At 62.7% G+C, this 16,112-nt stretch carries 16 protein-coding genes; 6 read left to right on the forward strand and 10 right to left on the reverse strand.

Annotated elements, in window-relative coordinates; all coding sequences use genetic code 11:
* Position 1 precedes the first annotated feature (1 nt).
* From BJG93_RS31385 to BJG93_RS31395, 3 genes are read right to left on the reverse strand one after another with little or no spacing between them, the layout of a single operon-like run.
* Positions 2-802 carry an enoyl-CoA hydratase/isomerase family protein gene (locus tag BJG93_RS31385; protein WP_027194362.1) on the reverse strand — a complete coding sequence of 267 codons (801 nt, stop codon included), beginning with the start codon at positions 800-802 and terminating at the stop codon, positions 2-4.
* 32 nt (positions 803-834) lie between these two features.
* Positions 835-1,986, reverse strand: a complete 1,152-nt coding sequence (locus tag BJG93_RS31390; RefSeq protein WP_027194363.1) for a thiolase — start codon at positions 1,984-1,986, stop codon at positions 835-837.
* A 59-nt stretch (positions 1,987-2,045) separates the two neighbouring features.
* Positions 2,046-2,411 (reverse strand): Zn-ribbon domain-containing OB-fold protein, encoded by a 366-nt coding sequence (locus BJG93_RS31395; RefSeq protein ID WP_027194364.1) that lies wholly within the window; start codon positions 2,409-2,411, stop codon positions 2,046-2,048.
* Between the two features lie 346 nt (positions 2,412-2,757).
* Between BJG93_RS31395 and BJG93_RS31400 the strand changes: the two genes are divergently transcribed.
* The 5 genes from BJG93_RS31400 to BJG93_RS31420 are packed head-to-tail and all read left to right on the forward strand — an operon-like array spanning position 2,758 to position 7,326.
* Entirely contained in the window at positions 2,758-3,921 is a 1,164-nt protein-coding gene (locus BJG93_RS31400) for an acyl-CoA dehydrogenase family protein (RefSeq protein ID WP_027194365.1), read from the forward strand.
* Between the two features lie 49 nt (positions 3,922-3,970).
* The gene (locus tag BJG93_RS31405) at positions 3,971-4,447 is read left to right on the forward strand and encodes a MaoC family dehydratase (protein WP_027194366.1); all 477 of its coding nucleotides are present in this window, start codon (positions 3,971-3,973) and stop codon (positions 4,445-4,447) included.
* Positions 4,448-4,449: 2 nt separating this feature from the next.
* Positions 4,450-5,703 carry a CaiB/BaiF CoA transferase family protein gene (locus BJG93_RS31410; protein ID WP_027194367.1) on the forward strand — a complete coding sequence of 418 codons (1,254 nt, stop codon included), beginning with the start codon at positions 4,450-4,452 and terminating at the stop codon, positions 5,701-5,703.
* A gap of 38 nt (positions 5,704-5,741) precedes the next feature.
* Positions 5,742-6,506 (forward strand): glucose 1-dehydrogenase, encoded by a 765-nt coding sequence (locus tag BJG93_RS31415; protein WP_027194368.1) that lies wholly within the window; start codon positions 5,742-5,744, stop codon positions 6,504-6,506.
* A gap of 43 nt (positions 6,507-6,549) precedes the next feature.
* A complete protein-coding gene (locus BJG93_RS31420; protein WP_027194369.1) occupies positions 6,550-7,326 on the forward strand; it encodes an enoyl-CoA hydratase-related protein in 777 nt (258 codons plus the stop codon).
* Positions 7,327-7,394: 68 nt separating this feature from the next.
* On the opposite strand, the gene BJG93_RS31425 is transcribed toward BJG93_RS31420, so the two are convergent.
* Positions 7,395-8,459 carry a hypothetical protein gene (locus BJG93_RS31425; RefSeq protein ID WP_231337623.1) on the reverse strand — a complete coding sequence of 355 codons (1,065 nt, stop codon included), beginning with the start codon at positions 8,457-8,459 and terminating at the stop codon, positions 7,395-7,397.
* A 270-nt stretch (positions 8,460-8,729) separates the two neighbouring features.
* Between BJG93_RS31425 and BJG93_RS31430 the strand changes: the two genes are divergently transcribed.
* Positions 8,730-9,665 (forward strand): FadR/GntR family transcriptional regulator, encoded by a 936-nt coding sequence (locus BJG93_RS31430; RefSeq protein WP_027194371.1) that lies wholly within the window; start codon positions 8,730-8,732, stop codon positions 9,663-9,665.
* Here the strand turns inward: BJG93_RS31430 and BJG93_RS31435 are convergent.
* From BJG93_RS31435 to BJG93_RS31460, 6 genes are all read right to left on the reverse strand, one after another.
* The gene (locus BJG93_RS31435; protein WP_027194372.1) at positions 9,657-10,670 is read right to left on the reverse strand and encodes an NAD(P)H-dependent flavin oxidoreductase; all 1,014 of its coding nucleotides are present in this window, start codon (positions 10,668-10,670) and stop codon (positions 9,657-9,659) included. The two genes, BJG93_RS31430 and BJG93_RS31435, sit on opposite strands and share 9 nt — an antisense overlap.
* Before the next feature lie 21 nt (positions 10,671-10,691).
* Entirely contained in the window at positions 10,692-10,847 is a 156-nt protein-coding gene (locus BJG93_RS31440) for an SDR family oxidoreductase (protein WP_238325720.1), read from the reverse strand.
* Between the two features lie 90 nt (positions 10,848-10,937).
* Complete coding sequence (locus BJG93_RS31445) at positions 10,938-11,675, reverse strand: enoyl-CoA hydratase (protein ID WP_027194373.1); 738 nt, start codon at positions 11,673-11,675, stop codon at positions 10,938-10,940.
* Positions 11,672-12,823: an acyl-CoA dehydrogenase family protein gene (locus BJG93_RS31450; RefSeq protein WP_027194374.1), complete on the reverse strand. Its 1,152-nt coding sequence runs from the start codon at positions 12,821-12,823 to the stop codon at positions 11,672-11,674. The genes BJG93_RS31445 and BJG93_RS31450 overlap by 4 nt, the downstream gene beginning before the upstream one ends.
* A gap of 78 nt (positions 12,824-12,901) precedes the next feature.
* Positions 12,902-14,113, reverse strand: coding sequence for an acyl-CoA dehydrogenase family protein (locus BJG93_RS31455; RefSeq protein WP_027194375.1), 1,212 nt, complete (start codon positions 14,111-14,113; stop codon positions 12,902-12,904).
* A gap of 3 nt (positions 14,114-14,116) precedes the next feature.
* On the reverse strand, positions 14,117-16,051 hold the full coding sequence (locus tag BJG93_RS31460; protein ID WP_082194471.1) for an AMP-binding protein: 1,935 nt from the start codon (positions 16,049-16,051) through the stop codon (positions 14,117-14,119).
* Positions 16,052-16,112 lie beyond the last annotated feature (61 nt).

A 16,112-nucleotide genomic window follows, 5' to 3' on the forward strand; every position in this document is an offset into this window, starting at 1 on the left:
TTCAATCGGCCACGAACACCGGCTTGCGCTTTTCCATGAAGGCGCTCACGGCCTCCTGGTGTTCGCGGCTGCGGCGCAGGATGGGCTGCAGGTTGACTTCCGCTTCGATCGCGTCGTCGAGCGTACGGATGCCCGTCGCGAGCGCGGCCTTCAGGTGCGCGGTGGCCACCGAGGGCAGTGCCGCGTACTGTTGCGCCACCTTCGAGGCCGCGTTCAGCGCCTCGCCGGGCTCGACGACCTGATTGGCAAAACCGCTCTCGCCCGCTTCGACGCCGTTGAACTCTCGGGCACTCAGCATGAGCTCGCGTGCAAGGCCGCCGCCCACGCGCTGCGACAACGACCAATAGAGCCCCGTATCGGGCAGCAGTCCGACCTTGACGAACGCGCTCGCGTATCGCGCGGCCGACGATGTGACGACGTAATCGCAAGCGGCAGCGAGCGACAGACCTGCGCCAAACGCAAACCCTTCGACGGCGGCGACGATCGCTTTCGGGCCCTCGACCATCAGTCTGAAAATATCGAGCGGCAGTTCATTGCGCTGTCGATACTCGAGCACCTTGCGCGTCTGCATCTCCGAGATGTCCCCACCCGCGCAAAACGTATTGCCTGCGCCGGTCAGTACGATCGCACGGCAGGCTTCCTCGTGATGCATCAGCCGATAGAGCCGCGCGTACAACGTCTCGCGCATCTTCAGCGAAAACGCGTTGCGCCGCTGCGGATAGTTCAGTGTGACGATCGCGATCGCGCCGTCTTGCCGGACCTGTACGATCTCTGCTGCATCGTTGCCGGTCTCTTCGCTCATCTGTCCGTCTCCTGTCGATCAGAGTTAGCGCTTTAGAGCGTTTCCCGGGTCCCGAGAATCACCGTAGCCTGACTCGAGAGCACGCCACCGTTGCCGTGCGCGATCGCCAGCTTCGCACCGGGTATCTGGCGCTCACCGGCGCGGCCCGTCAGTTGCCGCATGGCTTCTTCCATCAGGAAGAGCCCATACATGCCGGGGTGCACGCAGGACAAACCGCCGCCGTTCGTATTGACCGCAAGCCGGCCGCCCGGCGCGATGCCGCCGTCCGCTACGAAGTGGCCGCCTTCGCCTTTAGGGCAAAAGCCGAGATCTTCGAGAAACAGAATGGTGTTGATCGTGAAGGCGTCGTAGAGCATCGCGACGTCGATATCGTTCGCGTTCACGCCCGCCATTTCATACGCACGCCTGCCCGATTCCGCGGCGGCAGTCACCGTGAGATCCGGCATGCTGGCTATTTCGCGGTGCGACGTGGCCGATGCCGCGCCGAGCAGATACACCGGCTTATCGGTGAGATCACGCGCTCGCTCGGCGCGCACCATGACAATCGCTGCGGCGCCATCCGTCACCAGGCAGCAATCGCGCACGGAAAGCGGGTCCGACACGAGGCGCGCGCCCATCACGTCTTCGATCGACATGGGCGTGCGCATGTAGGCATCCGGATTCAGTTGCGCCCACTTGCGCGCGGCGACGGCCACCTCGGCCAGATGCTCGCGCCTGGTGCCGTACTGATGCATATGACGCGCCGCCGCAAGCGCATACGAGGACACCGGATTCATCGGCTTATAGGGGCTCTCCCACGGCGAGGGACGCGACGACTGCACGAGCTTGCCCGCCGCGCTGCGCTGATTGCTCCCGTATGCAATCAACGCAACGTCGATCTGTCCCGTACACAACGCCATGGCCGCGGTGTGCGCGTAGATTTCAAACGCCGATCCGCCGCTTCGGTTGTTGTCCGTTAACTTCGGGTTAATACCGAGGTATTCGGCAAATGTCAGACCCGACAGCATGTCGTCCGGCGTACACACGAAAAGCCCGTCTACATCGCCAGGCGTCAGTCCCACTTGAGCGAGCGCGTCGACGGACGCACGCGCGGCAAGGTCCAGCGACGACAAGCCAGGTGCTTCCCCCATCCCATAGGTGGCGCCTGCCACCAGTGCGGTACGCCCGCGCAAGTTGAATTCCATTCGATCTACCTTTCATCGGTGTGACCGGCTCGTGACGGCCGGCTGCGGGTTAGCGGGCGTCAGGCCGGTTCGAACACAAGCAATGCCGCCTCCCCCCGGTACACGATCTTCGCCTGCACGGGCATGCCGATGCGCACGGCCTCCGGCTCGACGCCCTCCACACAACTGAGCATGCGCACACCTTCTTCCAGATCGATCACGGCGACGTTGTAGCTTGGCGTGGGCGATTTTTGCCGCACCACGGTAGTGGAATAAACCGTGCCCTTCCCGCAGGCTTCCACCCACTCGAGATCGCGCATCCCGGTGACCGGCTCAGCCACCCGCGGGTAGAACACATAACGGCCGCTGCCGCGGCTACGCTGGATCATCAAGCGGCCCTCGGCCAGGAACTTCTGATAATCGACTTCAGGACAAAGAGAGTCCATTCACCGCTCCTCCAAATCGTTTTGCCATGGGCTCGCGCCGGATTGAGCCGCTCTGTCGGGTCAAAAATGGAACGAATAACCGAACACTGTTCCAAATCTTAAACGCACTGCGAGTGCGCTGTCAATGGCGGGAAAGCCCTGCCACGCCCCGCCGCGCAAGGCTGACACTACATCCCGACCAAATTCGTCACGCACCTCGGACAAACCCGCGGGCGCCGGTTTCAGCGCTTGACGACCAGGAGGCCATTCGTTTAATTTATCGAACATTGTTCATAAAACCGCATCCCCACTCCGGAGATGAATCCCGGTCTCGACCCAGAAAAACCGTTAGCAAGAGAGCTTCGAAGTGACATACGAACTAACAGACGACCAGGTTCAGATCCGCGATCTCATCCGTCGCGTCGCAAGGGAGCGCGTGGCGCCGCGGGCAGACCAGATCGATCGTACAGCCGAGTATCCGCACGACATGTACGCATTGCTCAAGGAACTTGGCCTTTTCACGTTGCCGTTTCCTGAAGCGTATGGCGGCGCCGGCAGCGTGATGTCGGCCTGCATCGCCGTCGAGGAGTTCGGGCGGGTTTGCTACAACACCGGTTATCTGCTGGTCGTGCAATGGACGCCCTTCGGCGCGATTCTCGAAGGCGGGACCGAAGAGCAGAAGGCCCGCCTTCTGCCGGGTCTCGCCAGCGGTGAGTTGCGCGGCGCGCTGTCGATTACCGAGGCTCAAAGCGGCTCGGACGTCTCGGGCATTCGCACGACAGCGCGCCGCAAGGACGGCGGCTATGTGCTCAACGGCTCGAAGATCTGGTGCACGAATTCGCATATCGCCGACTTCATTCTCGTCGCCGCCAGGACGCTCGACGAGGAAGGACAGGCTCTAGGCATCAATCTTTTCATCGTCGATCGCCGCACGCCGGGTCTGACGATCGGCAACGAAGAAGACAAGATGGGCGCGCGCGGCGTGGCGTCGTGCCCCCTCTATTTCGACGACGCCTTCATCCGCGCGCAAGACCGTCTCGGGCCGGAAGGCGGTCAGGGGTTCAAGGTGGCCATGGAGGCGCTCAACACGAGCCGTCCCATCGTGGCCGCGCGCGCGGTTGGCATCGCGCAGGGCGCGATCGATCACACCGTCAAATTCATTCAGGAGCGCGTCGCATTCGGCCAGAACATCAGCAACTTTCAGGGTGTGCGCTGGATGATCGCTGACATGGTCACCCAGACCGAGGCCGCGCGCCAGCTCGTCTATCGCACGGCGTCGCTCGTCGATGCGGGTGTTAGCGGCCGTGAACTCGCCCCAATGGCGGCGATGGCGAAAATGTTCGCATCGGATGTCGCGATGAAAGTCGCGACCGACGCCGTACAGCTTTTCGGCGCCGCGGGCATCTCCAACGAGTATCCGATCAACCGTTATTTCCGCGACGCGAAGGTGGTGCAGATCATCGAAGGCACCAACCAGATCCAGCGCAACATCGTCGCGGACAACGTGCTGGGCCGCATCAAGAAGAACTGACAACGACAGCTCAGCTAACCAGCGAGCCGACAACGACAGAGGACAGGCAATGGAAGACATCGAAACGGTTGGTCTGGGAATTCACTGGGAGGACCTGCCAGTCGGACGCAAGTTCAAGACCGTGGGCCGGACGGTGACAGAAACGGACGTCGTGAATTTCGTTTCGGTGACCGGCATGCTGGAAGTCCTGTTCACCAACACCGAATTTCTTCGCGAGCAGTCGGCCATCAAGGGGCGCGTCGCGCCGGGCGCGCTGGTGTTTACGCTCATGGAAGGGCTGCTCACGCAGGCCACCATGCAGGGTGTCGGCTTCGCGTTTCTGAACATGGAACTCGACATCAAAGGCCCGACTTATGTGGGTGACACGATTCACGTGGCATGCGAAGTGATCGAATGCCGGCCTAGCAACGGGCGCCCGGGACTTGGCCTGGTGCGCACCCGTAACCGCGTGATCAAGCAGGACGGCACCGAAGTGATGGTGTACACGCCGCTCAGGCTCGTCAAAGGCAAGGAATACAAGGCCTGAGCATGGAAAATCCCCAACAACCCCTCGAACGGGCGACCGGCCCGTTAGCCGGTGTTCGCGTGATCGACCTGACCATCAACGTGCTGGGTCCGGTCGCCACGCAGCTGCTCGGCGACATGGGCGCGGACGTCATCAAGATCGAACCGCCCGAAGGCGACCAGAACCGCAAAAACGGTCCCGGCCGCAATCCGGACATGGCCGTGTTCTATACGATCATGAACCGCAACAAGCGCAGCGTGGTCCTGAACCTCAAGCAGGCCGAATGCCGCGAAGCGCTGCTCAAGCTCGTCGAGACCGCCGACGTCATCGTCCACAGCATGCGCCCGAGTGCCGCCGAGCGCCTCGGCATCGACTATGAAACCGTGCGCGCACGCAACCCGCGCATCGTCTATGCGTCGGGTGCCGGCTATCGAATCGACGGTCCCTACAAGGACCGCCCCGCTTTCGACGACGTGATTCAGGGCGAAACCGGCATTGCCGCGATGAACCGTGACGCGGACGGCTCGCCGCGGTATTTCCCGACCGTGATCGTCGACAAGTTCTGCGGCTACGTGCTGGCGTCATCGATCGGCATGGCGCTCTATCACCGCGAACGTACCGGTGTCGGCCAGCTCGTGCATGTGCCGATGTTCGAAACGATGCTGCAATTCAATCTGTTCGAGCATCTTTGGGAAGGTGCGTTGGGCTCCAATGACGGAGCCGGTCTCGGCTATCCGCGCATGTTCTCGCCGCACCGCCGGCCTTACGCGACAAAAGACGGGCATATCTGCCTGCTCGCGGTGAATAACGAGCAATGGCGCCGCGTGCTGTGCGCGATCGATGCAGCCCATCTGCTCGAGGACCCGCGCTTTCGCCACATGGCCGAGCGTATGCGCAACATCAACGAGCTGTATCGCATCGTCGGCGATGCCATCCGCAACAAGACGACTGCGGAATGGAATGCGATCTTCGCCTCGGCGGACGTGCCGCACGGTCCCGTTCGCGACCTGAAAGACCTGATGCACGACGCGTACATCAAGGAGACCGGGTTCTTCCAGCGCTTCGAGCACCCAACCGAAGGCGACATGGTCATGACCTCGATACCGGTGCACTTCTCCGAGTCGCCCGGCAATGTTCGCTATCTGCCGCCCAATCTCGGCGAGCACAGCATCCAGGTTCTGCTCGAAGCGGGTTACAGCGAAGACGAAGCAAGCGCGCTCGTCGCCCGGGCCACAGGAAAGGGCGAAGCCGTATCGGAAGCGCTGAGCAAAGATTAACTGGCGCGAGAGCGCCTCGCACACTACGGAGGGAATCAATGAAGGGGCTCAAGGAGAAGGTCGTCGTCGTCACGGGCGCGGCAGGTGGGATCGGGAGCGCCATTAGCAGACGATTCGGCGACGAAGGTTCGACCGTCGCGCTGTTCGACCTGAACGAAGAAGGCGCCGCACATGTCGCGGCGCAAATCGAAGCGGCGGGCGGCAAGGCGCGCGCCTACCGGGTCGACATCACGGATCACGAAGGGGTGCACGCTGCGGTGGCGAGAGTCGAGGAAGAACTGGGACCGATCGAGGTTCTCGTGAACAACGCCGGCTGGGATATGGGCGCGTTCTTTCTACAAACCGAGAAACCCTTCTGGGACAAGGTGGTGGCGATCAATCTGTACGGACCGCTGAACATGCACCATGCCGTGTTGCGACGGATGGCCGAACGTGGCCGCGGGCGCGTCGTCAACATCTCGTCGGATGCGGGACGCGTGGGTTCGTCGATGGAAGCGGTGTACTCGTTCTGCAAGGGCGGCCTCATCGCATTCACGAAGACGATGGCACGCGAAATGGCCCGCCAGATGATTCCCGTCAACGTCGTTTGCCCCGGTCCCACGGCGACACCTCTTCTCGACAACCTCGCGCAGGGCGAGAAAGGCGAGCGCATCAAGGCGGCGCTCGTGAAGGCCGTGCCGTTCGGCCGCATGGGCGAACCTGGCGACATCCCGGGCATGGTTGCCTTCCTCGCGAGTGACGACGCCGCGTTCATCAGCGGTCAGGTCATCAGCGTGTCGGGCGGGCTGACGATGGTTGGATAAACGGCGCCGCGAACGCAATCAACCCACCACACTGGAATACGACATGGAATTCAACGACATTAGCTATCAGGAGGCGGATGGGATCGCGACGATCACCATCAATCGCCCGAAGGTCTACAACGCATTCAGCGCCAACACCGTCGAGGAGCTCATCAAGGCCTTCGGCCTCGCGGGATGGAACAAGGATATCGGCGTGGTGGTACTCACGGGTGCCGGCGACAAAGCGTTCTGCACCGGCGGCGACCAGTCCGGCGACGGTTACAACGGGCGCGGCACCGTCGGTCTGCCGATCGAGGAACTGCAAAGCATCATCCGCGACATTCCGAAGCCGGTGATCGCACGCGTGAACGGCTACGCAATCGGCGGCGGCAACGTGCTGGTGACGCTCTGCGATCTCGCCATCGCTGCCGAGACCGCGGTCTTCGGCCAGGTGGGCCCGAAGGTCGGGTCGGTCGATCCGGGCTTCGGCACCGCCTACCTCGCGCGCATCGTCGGCGAGAAGCGCGCACGGGAAATCTGGTACCTGTGCCGCAAATACAGCGCGAAACAGGCGCTCGACTGGGGTCTCATCAACGCCGTGGTGCCCGCGGAACAACTCGACGCCGAAACGAAGAAATGGTGCGACGAGATTCTGCAGATGAGTCCCACCGCTATTGCACTCGCCAAGCGCTCATTCAATATCGATACCGAGAACATCCGCGGCATCGGCGCCTTCGCGATGCAGGCGCTCGCGATGTACTACGACACGGACGAATCGAAGGAAGGCGGCAATGCGTTCCGCGAAAAGCGCAAGCCTGAGTTTCGCAAGTACGTGAAGTGACCGGCGCAAGTGCCGGCGGGGCGACGCTCAGCATCGGCGTCGCCCTTTGCGCATACGCGCGCCGAAGTTCAGTATTTGCGGAAGTTCACGCCGACACGCGTGCCAAGCCCCGGGAGCCGGTTCGTGGGACGGCTGCCATGCGCCGGGGCGGCTTCGCCCCATGCGAACCACACGTCAGGCTCGCGCGCATCGCCCACGCGCCGCCAGCGGCCGTCCACCTGCGGATTCTTGAGCGTCCCGAGACCGACCAGACGCCCGCGCGGATCGGGCATGAACTCCCACTCGTCGCCGAATGCCGAGTAACGGATGCCTTCCTGCCAATACCCGTTCGCGCCGAAATCGATGGTGCCCGTCACGTCATAGGTAAAGCGCACCTCACCCTTCTCGTTGCCGAGAATCGCGAAGCCGAACATGTCGTGACCGAGCGTGAAGTGCCCGAAGTCGATGCTGCCGTCCTTATAACGCGTCGCCCACGTGTACCAGACGAGTTCCAGCTTTTCCTGCACCAGCGCATCTTTCGTCTTGTAGATCTCGCCGCCCTCGTACATATGGATCGGATCGAAGCCGATCATGCCGCGCACCTTCTTTCCGAGTATCGTCCCTTCCATTTCGAAGATGTTGGCGACGTAGTACATCCCCGCGTCGCGGCCCGGCAGATACCAGTGCATGCCGGGCTTGACGAGCTTGCCCTTGATATCCATGCCGTTCTCTTCGTACCAGCTGCAATCCTCGGGCGTCCAGGTGACGTGAAAGCGATTGCCGCGCGCCTGCGGGTCGCTTCGCCAGTGGATGCGCCCCTCTTCGAGCGTTCTTACGAATCCATCGTTCGGCACCGATTCCTTGCCTACCGGATGCATATGCATGCCGTCGTCGTGGCCCAGTGTCGTGCACAGGTAGAAACGCCGCCGCGTGTCCTTCGCGTCGGTCTGCAGACCAGCGGGAATCCGCCGCATCGGGCAATAGATCTCGCCATCCTCGTCGCGCAGCGTTCCCCACAGGTAGAGCGCCTCGGGCGGCATGCCGAAGTAGGCGCGGTTGGACAGCATGTCCTCGATGGTGGGCTCGAAGGCGCTGACAAGAGGCTGCCAGCCAAAGTCGCCGCGGCGCGGCATGAATAGTTTGGTGTCGCTCATGGTCGTTACGCCTGTCACGATGGTGAAGTGGTTGGAGCGGCTCACTATAGGTAGCCTCGCGCGTGGCTGAAAACCGGTTGATTCGCGCGTCTGGCCACGACCACGCCCCGCGCGGGATCAGCACAGGGGCACAGGAGCTAACGTCTTGATTTACCGGCTTTCTCTCCGGTCGGCAAACGCGCGCTGCCGTCGCGCACGAAAGCTTCGTTACACGTAACGATTTGTGTGCGATATATTGAACGACGTTCGCATCTAATACTGAACTCGGACATGCCAAAGTCGTCTGCCGAACGTGTCGCCGCTTATCGCACGCGCAAGAAAGCCGAAGGCATGGTGAGCCTGACACTGGTCGTCCCGTCAGCCGACGTCGCCCTCTTCAGCCAGTTCGCCGCGCAACGCCGCGAAAAGCTGCGCGAGGCCAGACATCCTTTCCAAGCTCCACCCCAGCAGTGGCTCTCGATGCTGGCCGCGATGACGCCTGCGCTGCCCCCAACTGCCGAGTCGCGCCGCAAGCGCAATGCGCTCGGCGCACCGATCACACGCGCGCAGACGCTTTTCATGGCGCTACTGAAGCACGTCATCGATCTGGGATGGCCGGCAGGACTGCCGCTCGGCTCCGAGCAGGAATTGATGAAGGTGCATGGAGTAAGCCGCGCCGCATTGCGCGGAGCGATCCGCTTGCTCGAGCACCACTCCATCGTGAGGGTGCAGCGCGGCACCGGAGGCGGCGTGATCGTCGCCCAGCCGGACCTGAGCGCGACGATGCAGGCAGTCAGCGTCTATCTGGAATATGCGGGCATCGCGCCGCGCGATATTCTCGCGACGCGCCGCACGCTCGAACTGGCCGCCCTGGATCTCGTGATCGAACGGCTCGACCATGAAGGTGAGCGATGCGTGCACGACCAGATTCAGGCCGAGGCGCGACTCGACGGCCGTGCCGGCGCCGAAGAGTGGCTGCGATTTCATTTCCTGCTCGCTGATCTTTGCGGCGATCCCGCACTGCGTCTCTTCGACGGCATCGTCCTGCAACTTGCCGATGCGCATTCCACGTTTCATCGGCGAAACCGAACGGACCGCGACCGCGTCGTGGCGAGGATCAAGGAATACCATCGCGAGATCGCGCGCGCGATCATTGCCCGCGATAGAGAGCGGGCCCGCGCGCAGATGGCCGACTACATCGCGGGTATCTGGACGTGGCTAGCGTAGCGGCCGCGCTGCGCCTGTCATCAGCGTACTCAGCCGGTTCGACGCCGCCACCGCGTCGTCGATCATCTCGTCGAATATCGTCTCGACCTTTCGGACTGCGTCCGCAAAGACCGCGGCGTGGCCGTAGTCGATCATGCCCTTGCGCGTGTCGCCAGTCAGGTAAGCCTGGTGCGCGAGTGCGCCCGTCACATGAGGGCGGAACTGCTCGAACTCGCTCACTTGCGCGCGATCCAGTTCCATGACCGCCTCGGCGCTCTCGTTGCGCAGCACGCGGTGGTGATCGCGAATCGCAGACTTGACCACGACGCTTTCGCTGCCGTCGCCCGCCACCACCTTCGCCTTGACTTCAGGATGAATCCACAGCTCCTCGGCAACCATCATGCGCGTACCCATGATGACCGCGTCGGCGCCCATCGCCAGCACGCCCGCCAACTGCCGCCCGATGCCGATGCCGCCGCCGATCACGACCGGCAAGCCGATTTCGCGCGGCGCCTGCGCGGCCTGCACGATGCTACCGATCTGGTAGATGCCTGGATGGCCACCACACTCATTGCCGACGACGATCACACCGTCGACGCCCATCCGCGCCGCCGTATGTGCATAGCGCACAGCGGGCACCTTGTGCAAAACCTTGATGCCCGCTTCCTTGAGCAACGGCACGACCGCTTCGGGGCTCGCACCGGCGGTCTCCACGCAGGCAACGTTCTCTTCGATCAGAACGCGGATCTGGTGCTTGACTCGCTCCACCCCGCCCGCTTGCCGCGATATGTAGAGATTGACGCCGAAATTCTTTGCACCGGTGAGTTCACGACAGGTGCGCAGCTCGTTGCGGAATTCATCGGAATCGGGAAAGCCCGCGCCGACGATGAAGCCCATGCCGCCCGCGTTGACGACGGCCGCGACATATCTTGCGTCGGACACACGCGGCCCGAGACCGCCGCAAAGAATCGGGTGGCGAATGCCGAGCAGCTCGGTGATTCGCGTCCTGAACATTGGGGGGCGCACGATGCGGTTTCCTCGTGAAAATCAGCGAAACGAGATCGTGTGGCCGCCATCCACCGCGATCGTCTGGCCGTTGATATAGCCGCCCGAACGCGATGCGAGCATCACGGCGAGCCCGGCGATCTCGTCGACCTCGCCAAAGCGCTGTGATGGATTGCGACCACGGTACCATTCGACCATCGCCTCGGCTCGAAAAGCGATGAGCGCATACTTACTCCACCAACAAGGAGCCTTGCCGATGAAAGGTTCGCCGGGATGGATCGGGCTCGATTATTTCCCCGCCTGCCACGCCATGCCGCCGCTTTGCTTTCCTTGCGCCAATGCCGCCTTCTCGATTCGCAACGCCTCTTCCAGCGAAGCCAGTGCACCCTGATCGATCACCCGCTTGACCGTCGCGACCAGATCGAGCCGGCGGCTCGCAATCGTCTTCGCCAGTGACGCTGCCCGCTGCATCAGTTGATCGTGGCTGACCACCTCGTTCACGAGGCCGATGCGCAACGCCGTGGCCGCGTCAAACGGATCGCTCGTCAAGCTGATCTGCTTCGCCCAGCGCGCACCCACGATATACGGCAACCTCGCGGTCATGCCGCCCCCCGCGAGCGCGCCGATTTTCGTGTGCGTGTCGGCAAAGCGCGCACGCTCGGATGCGATGATGAAATCGCACCCCATTGCAAGTTCGAGGCCGCCGGTAACGGCAGCGCCATTGACCGCCGCGATGACCGGCTTGGTGATGCGCGGCCACATATCGATCATTGCCGTGACCCGCGCGCGGGGCGCATCGGGCGCGGAAAAGTCATTCAGGTCGAGCCCGGCGCAAAAGGCCGGATCGGCGCCCGTCACGATAAGGACGCGCAAGCTTTCGTCTGCTTCGAAACGATGCAACGCGTCGACCAGCGCGTCGGTCAATGCGAGGTTCAGTGCGTTGCGGGCCTCGGGCCGGTTCAGTGTCAACGTGAGAACCGCTCCGTCGCTCTGCACGCCGAGCAGATCAGTTGCTGTCGCAGTCATGTCAATGCCTCGTGCTGAATCTGGCGCGCGTAGCGGTTCAGGTGGTAGTCCGCGTTGCCGAACAATGCGTCGAGCACCAGATGACGGCGATAGTGATGGCCCACCTTGTATTCATCCGTGATGCCGTAGCCACCGTGCAACTGGATACCCTGTTGCGTAACGAACTTCGCGCTACGGGTGGTCTGTGCCTTGCAGCCGGAGATTTCGACGCTCCGGTTTTCCCTGTTCTCGCTGATCGCGAGCAACGCGCGGTGCAGGGTTGCACGCGCCTGCATCGCTTCGATCGCCATGTCTGCCATCCGGTGTTGCAGCGCCTGGAAGCTGCCGATCGCCACGCCGAATTGTTTGCGCGTCTTCAAGTAGTCCGACGCGAGCTCGATAGCGTTCTCTATATCGCCCACCAGTTCGGCACAGATCGCAACGACCGCTTCGTCGACGGCGGCCTGCAGTCCTTCGAACGCTCGGCCAGCCTCACCCAGAACATTCGATCCCGCAACGATCACACCATCGAGCAGCAAGTCGGCAGATGGTGTGCCGTCGAGCAACGCGCAAGTCTTCAGCGTCACGCCTGCCTGCTTCGGATCGACGACGAAAATCCCGACGCCCTCCCTGGCATCGGCGGCACCCGCCGTGCGAGCGACGACGAGCAGACGGTCTGCAACGGTCGCTCCAACCACGAGCGTCTTATAGCCGTCCAGCCGCCACGCCCCGTGGTCTGTCATCGTCGCGGTGGCCGTCACGTAATGCACGTGACCCCGCGCCTCGCGCTCACTTTGCGCGACCGCATAGACAGTCTCACCCGAAACGATCTCACCAAGTATCGTCTCGCGCTGCCCTTCTCGCCCGCAGCGCGCGACAAGCGACGCAGGAAACACACCGCACATCACGTATGGCTCCAGCACCAGCGCGCGCCCGATCTGCTCGGCCACGATGGCAGTTTCGACCGGCGAGAAACCGAGCCCGCCCAATTCGTCCGGCACCGCGACACCGAGCCATCCCATTTCGCCGAATGTCCGCCACGTCTCGCGCGAAAATCCCCCTCCCTGCGAAGCAAGGTTGCGACGATGTTCGAACGTATAACTCTTTTGCAAGAAGCGTTGCGCGCTTTCCTGCAACATGCGCTGTTCGTCGCTCAACTCAAAGTCCATGCTGCACCCTCTTTCTTCCGGCAATTGATGCGATCCCACGGCTCGGGGATCGCAGACGGTTCGTAGCTCGATACCGCGTCAAAGATCGAACAATGCTTTGGCGATGATGTTTCGCTGAATTTCGGCCGTCCCGCCATAGATCGAGCAAGCCCGCCGATAAAAGACCTCTGCCGCCAGACCCGGCGCGTACTCGGGTCCGATGAAGGAGGCCTCGCGCAGCGCTCGCTCTTCATTCGGATCGGGATAGAACACGGCGCCGTAATCGCCGATCACCTCCAGCAGCATCTCCGTGAGCTTCTGATGGAGTTCCGATCCGCGCACTTTGAGCATGGAGCCGATCGCCATCCCGCCGCTGCGCTCGTCGATCCCTTGATGCAGGATCTTCTGCACCGCCATGTCAATCGCGCGAACCTCCAGCTCATGCTGCGCGAAACGTGCCGCAAACGTCGGATCCTGGATCAATGGCTTGCCGGCCACGCGTTCGCGCGCAGCGTAGTGCCGGATCTTGCGCAGATAGCGCTTGAGCGCAGGCGCTTCAGCGCCAAGAAACGCCCGCTCGTTAAAGAGCAGAAACTTCGTGTATCCCCACCCCTTGTTCACCTCGCCGATCAGGTTTTCAGCGGGCACACGCACGTTGTCATAGAAGACTTCCGCCAGGTGATGGCAGCCATCGAGCGACGCGATCGGCCGTACGGTAACGCCCGGCGACGACATGTCGAGCAGCAGGAAAGAAATGCCCTTTTGCGGCTTCGCTTCGCTATCCGTGCGGACCAGCACGAAGTTCCATTGGCCGTAGGCGCCGAAGCTGGTCCAGATCTTCTGTCCATTGACGATGTAGTCGTCGCCATCGCGAACCGCCGTCGTACGTAGCGACGCAAGATCGGAACCCGAGCCCGGCTCGGAAAAACCCTGTACCCAGAACACTTCGCCACGCTGAATGGGGGGAAGAAAGCGCCACTTCTGCTCTTCGTTGCCGAACTCGCAAATCACGGGTCCGACGAGCGACACGCCCGCCTGATTCTGTGTCGGTGCGCCTGCCAGATAGCACTCTTCCTCGAAGATGTAGCGCTGCATCGCGGTCCACCCCGTGCCGCCGTCGGCAACCGGCCAATGCGGCACTGACCAGCCGCGCGTGTCGTGCAGGATGCGAGCCCAGCGCTGCGAATCGTCGTTACCTGCCAGAAAGCCCTGCTGCCCGCGAAAGGCCAGCTCCGCCGGTAAATGTTCGTTCAGGTACGCCCGAACTTCTTCACGGAACGCGATGTCCGCGGGATCTACGCGAAAATCCATGGTTTAGCTTCCAGCGTTTTGTGTACGTTCAACTCGATCTGCATCGGCTGCTGCGCCAGCGTTGCCGACCAGTGTGCGCGGCGTGGGCGGCACGCAATAAAGTTCATCCACGACACCGCGCCGCCGCTCGAGCACGTTGCGTTGGCTGATTGCGCTCTTTGCACTCAATTCGCCGTTGTCAAGCGTTGGCTGCTCGCTTTCGAGCACGATGCGCGCAATGCGCGTAGAGCTGCCGCCAGGACGCGCGGCGAGCTGGTCGAGTCCGGCCTGGAAGAACGCGCGCACGCCGCGGCTGGTGATGATCTGGTCAACGTCCGGCATCGGCTCGTGAAGGTCGTCGCAAAGCGCACGGCACGCTTCGATGTCGGGGAAGACGAGCGCGGTCAGGTAGTCGCGGTCGTGCCCCGCAATCACGATATCGCGCGCATAGGGGCCAAACACGTTCAACGCGGACAGTCGCAACTCGGCGACGTTGACCCACGTGCCCGAGGACAGCTTGAAATTTTCCGCAATGCGTCCGTCGAAGCGCAGTCCAAGTTCGAGGCGCTGCGGGTCGATGAACGTGGCCGCGTCACCGGAGCGGAAATAACCCTCCTCGTCGAACGAGGCGGCGGTGCGCTCGGGATCGTTCCAATAGCCGGGTGTGACGCAGTCGCCGAGAAAGCGGATTTCCAGCTTCGCGCCGACCGGTGCCACCTTCACTTTGACGCCGGGCACCGGCAACCCCGCAATCGCCTCGCGCCGCGGATCCCAGGCCGCCGACATCGGCGTGGGGCCCGCTTCCGTGCCGCCAATACCCGACATGATAAGAACGCGCTGGCCGATGGTGCGCACCGCGAGCTCGTCGAGTTGAGCCCAGATGTATGTGGGCAGGCTTGCGCCGCCGTAGTAGATGAGCGCGAGCTTGCTGAAGAATGTCTCGCGCAGTGCCCTGTCCGCCTGCAGATGCGGGACGAGCGAGGCCAACCCTTGGGGCGTATTGAGGTAGATCACCGGCGCGATTTCACGCAATGCCTGCACGGTCGGGCCAATGTCCTCCGGCGTTGGCTTGCCGGGGTCCAGGTAATAAGTCCCCCCGCCGTACAGCACCATGCCGAAGTTATGCGTGCCGCCAAAAGTGTGATGCCACGGCAGCCAGTCGAGCAGATCCGGTGGCCCGTCCTGAAGAAACGCGAACACCTGGGCGACTTGCTGCCGATTGCTACACAGCATGCGCTGCGCGTAGATCACGCCTTTCGGTGCGCCCGTCGTTCCCGAAGTAAACATGATCTTGCCCACCGTATCCGGGCCTACGGCCTTGAACGCCTCGTCGACGTCGGCCGTGACCGGCGTCTTCAGCCACTCCGCGACACGCGAGCCGGCACGACCGTCCGGCAACGGACCGACGACCACACATTCCACGCCGCCAAACACCTCGCGCAATGCACGGCCATACTGCGCGCCGTCATCCGCGAAGACGAGGCCGGGCGTGCATACGGCCGCGAGTTGCTTGAGCTTCGAAAAGTCCTGCGATAACAGCGAATACGCGGGCGTCACCGGAATGTAGGGAATTCCGACGTGCAATGCGGCGAGCGCGAAGAGCGCGTGTTCAAAGCTTCGGTCGGAGAGAATCATCAACGGACGGGACGGCGACAATCCCCGATCGAGCAGCGCCTGCCCCAGCGCACGCGCACCGTCGAACGCCTGCCGATAGGTCAGACACTCCCACGACTGACCGTCCGGCGTGCGCCGCGCGAGCAGCGCGCGCTCGGGCGTGACGCTCGCCCAGTGTTCGAGCCGCTCCGTCAAGCGGACGGGATACGGTTCGAGCGGTTCCTTCAGTTCATACACCACGCTTCCGTCTGCCCTTCGCTCGACGATGGCATCCATGCTGCCGAGGCGAATCGGGCGAAACGGCACATCCATCAGGGCATCGTGCGAAGCCGTTCCTGCATCCATCTGAGTCGTCCTATTGTTATCTGGCAACCCGCGTCCCGAGAGTGGTCGCATCGTCTTCCCA

The organism is Paraburkholderia sprentiae WSM5005 (genome assembly GCF_001865575.2).
GTDB classification, from domain to species: Bacteria; Pseudomonadota; Gammaproteobacteria; order Burkholderiales; family Burkholderiaceae; genus Paraburkholderia; species Paraburkholderia sprentiae.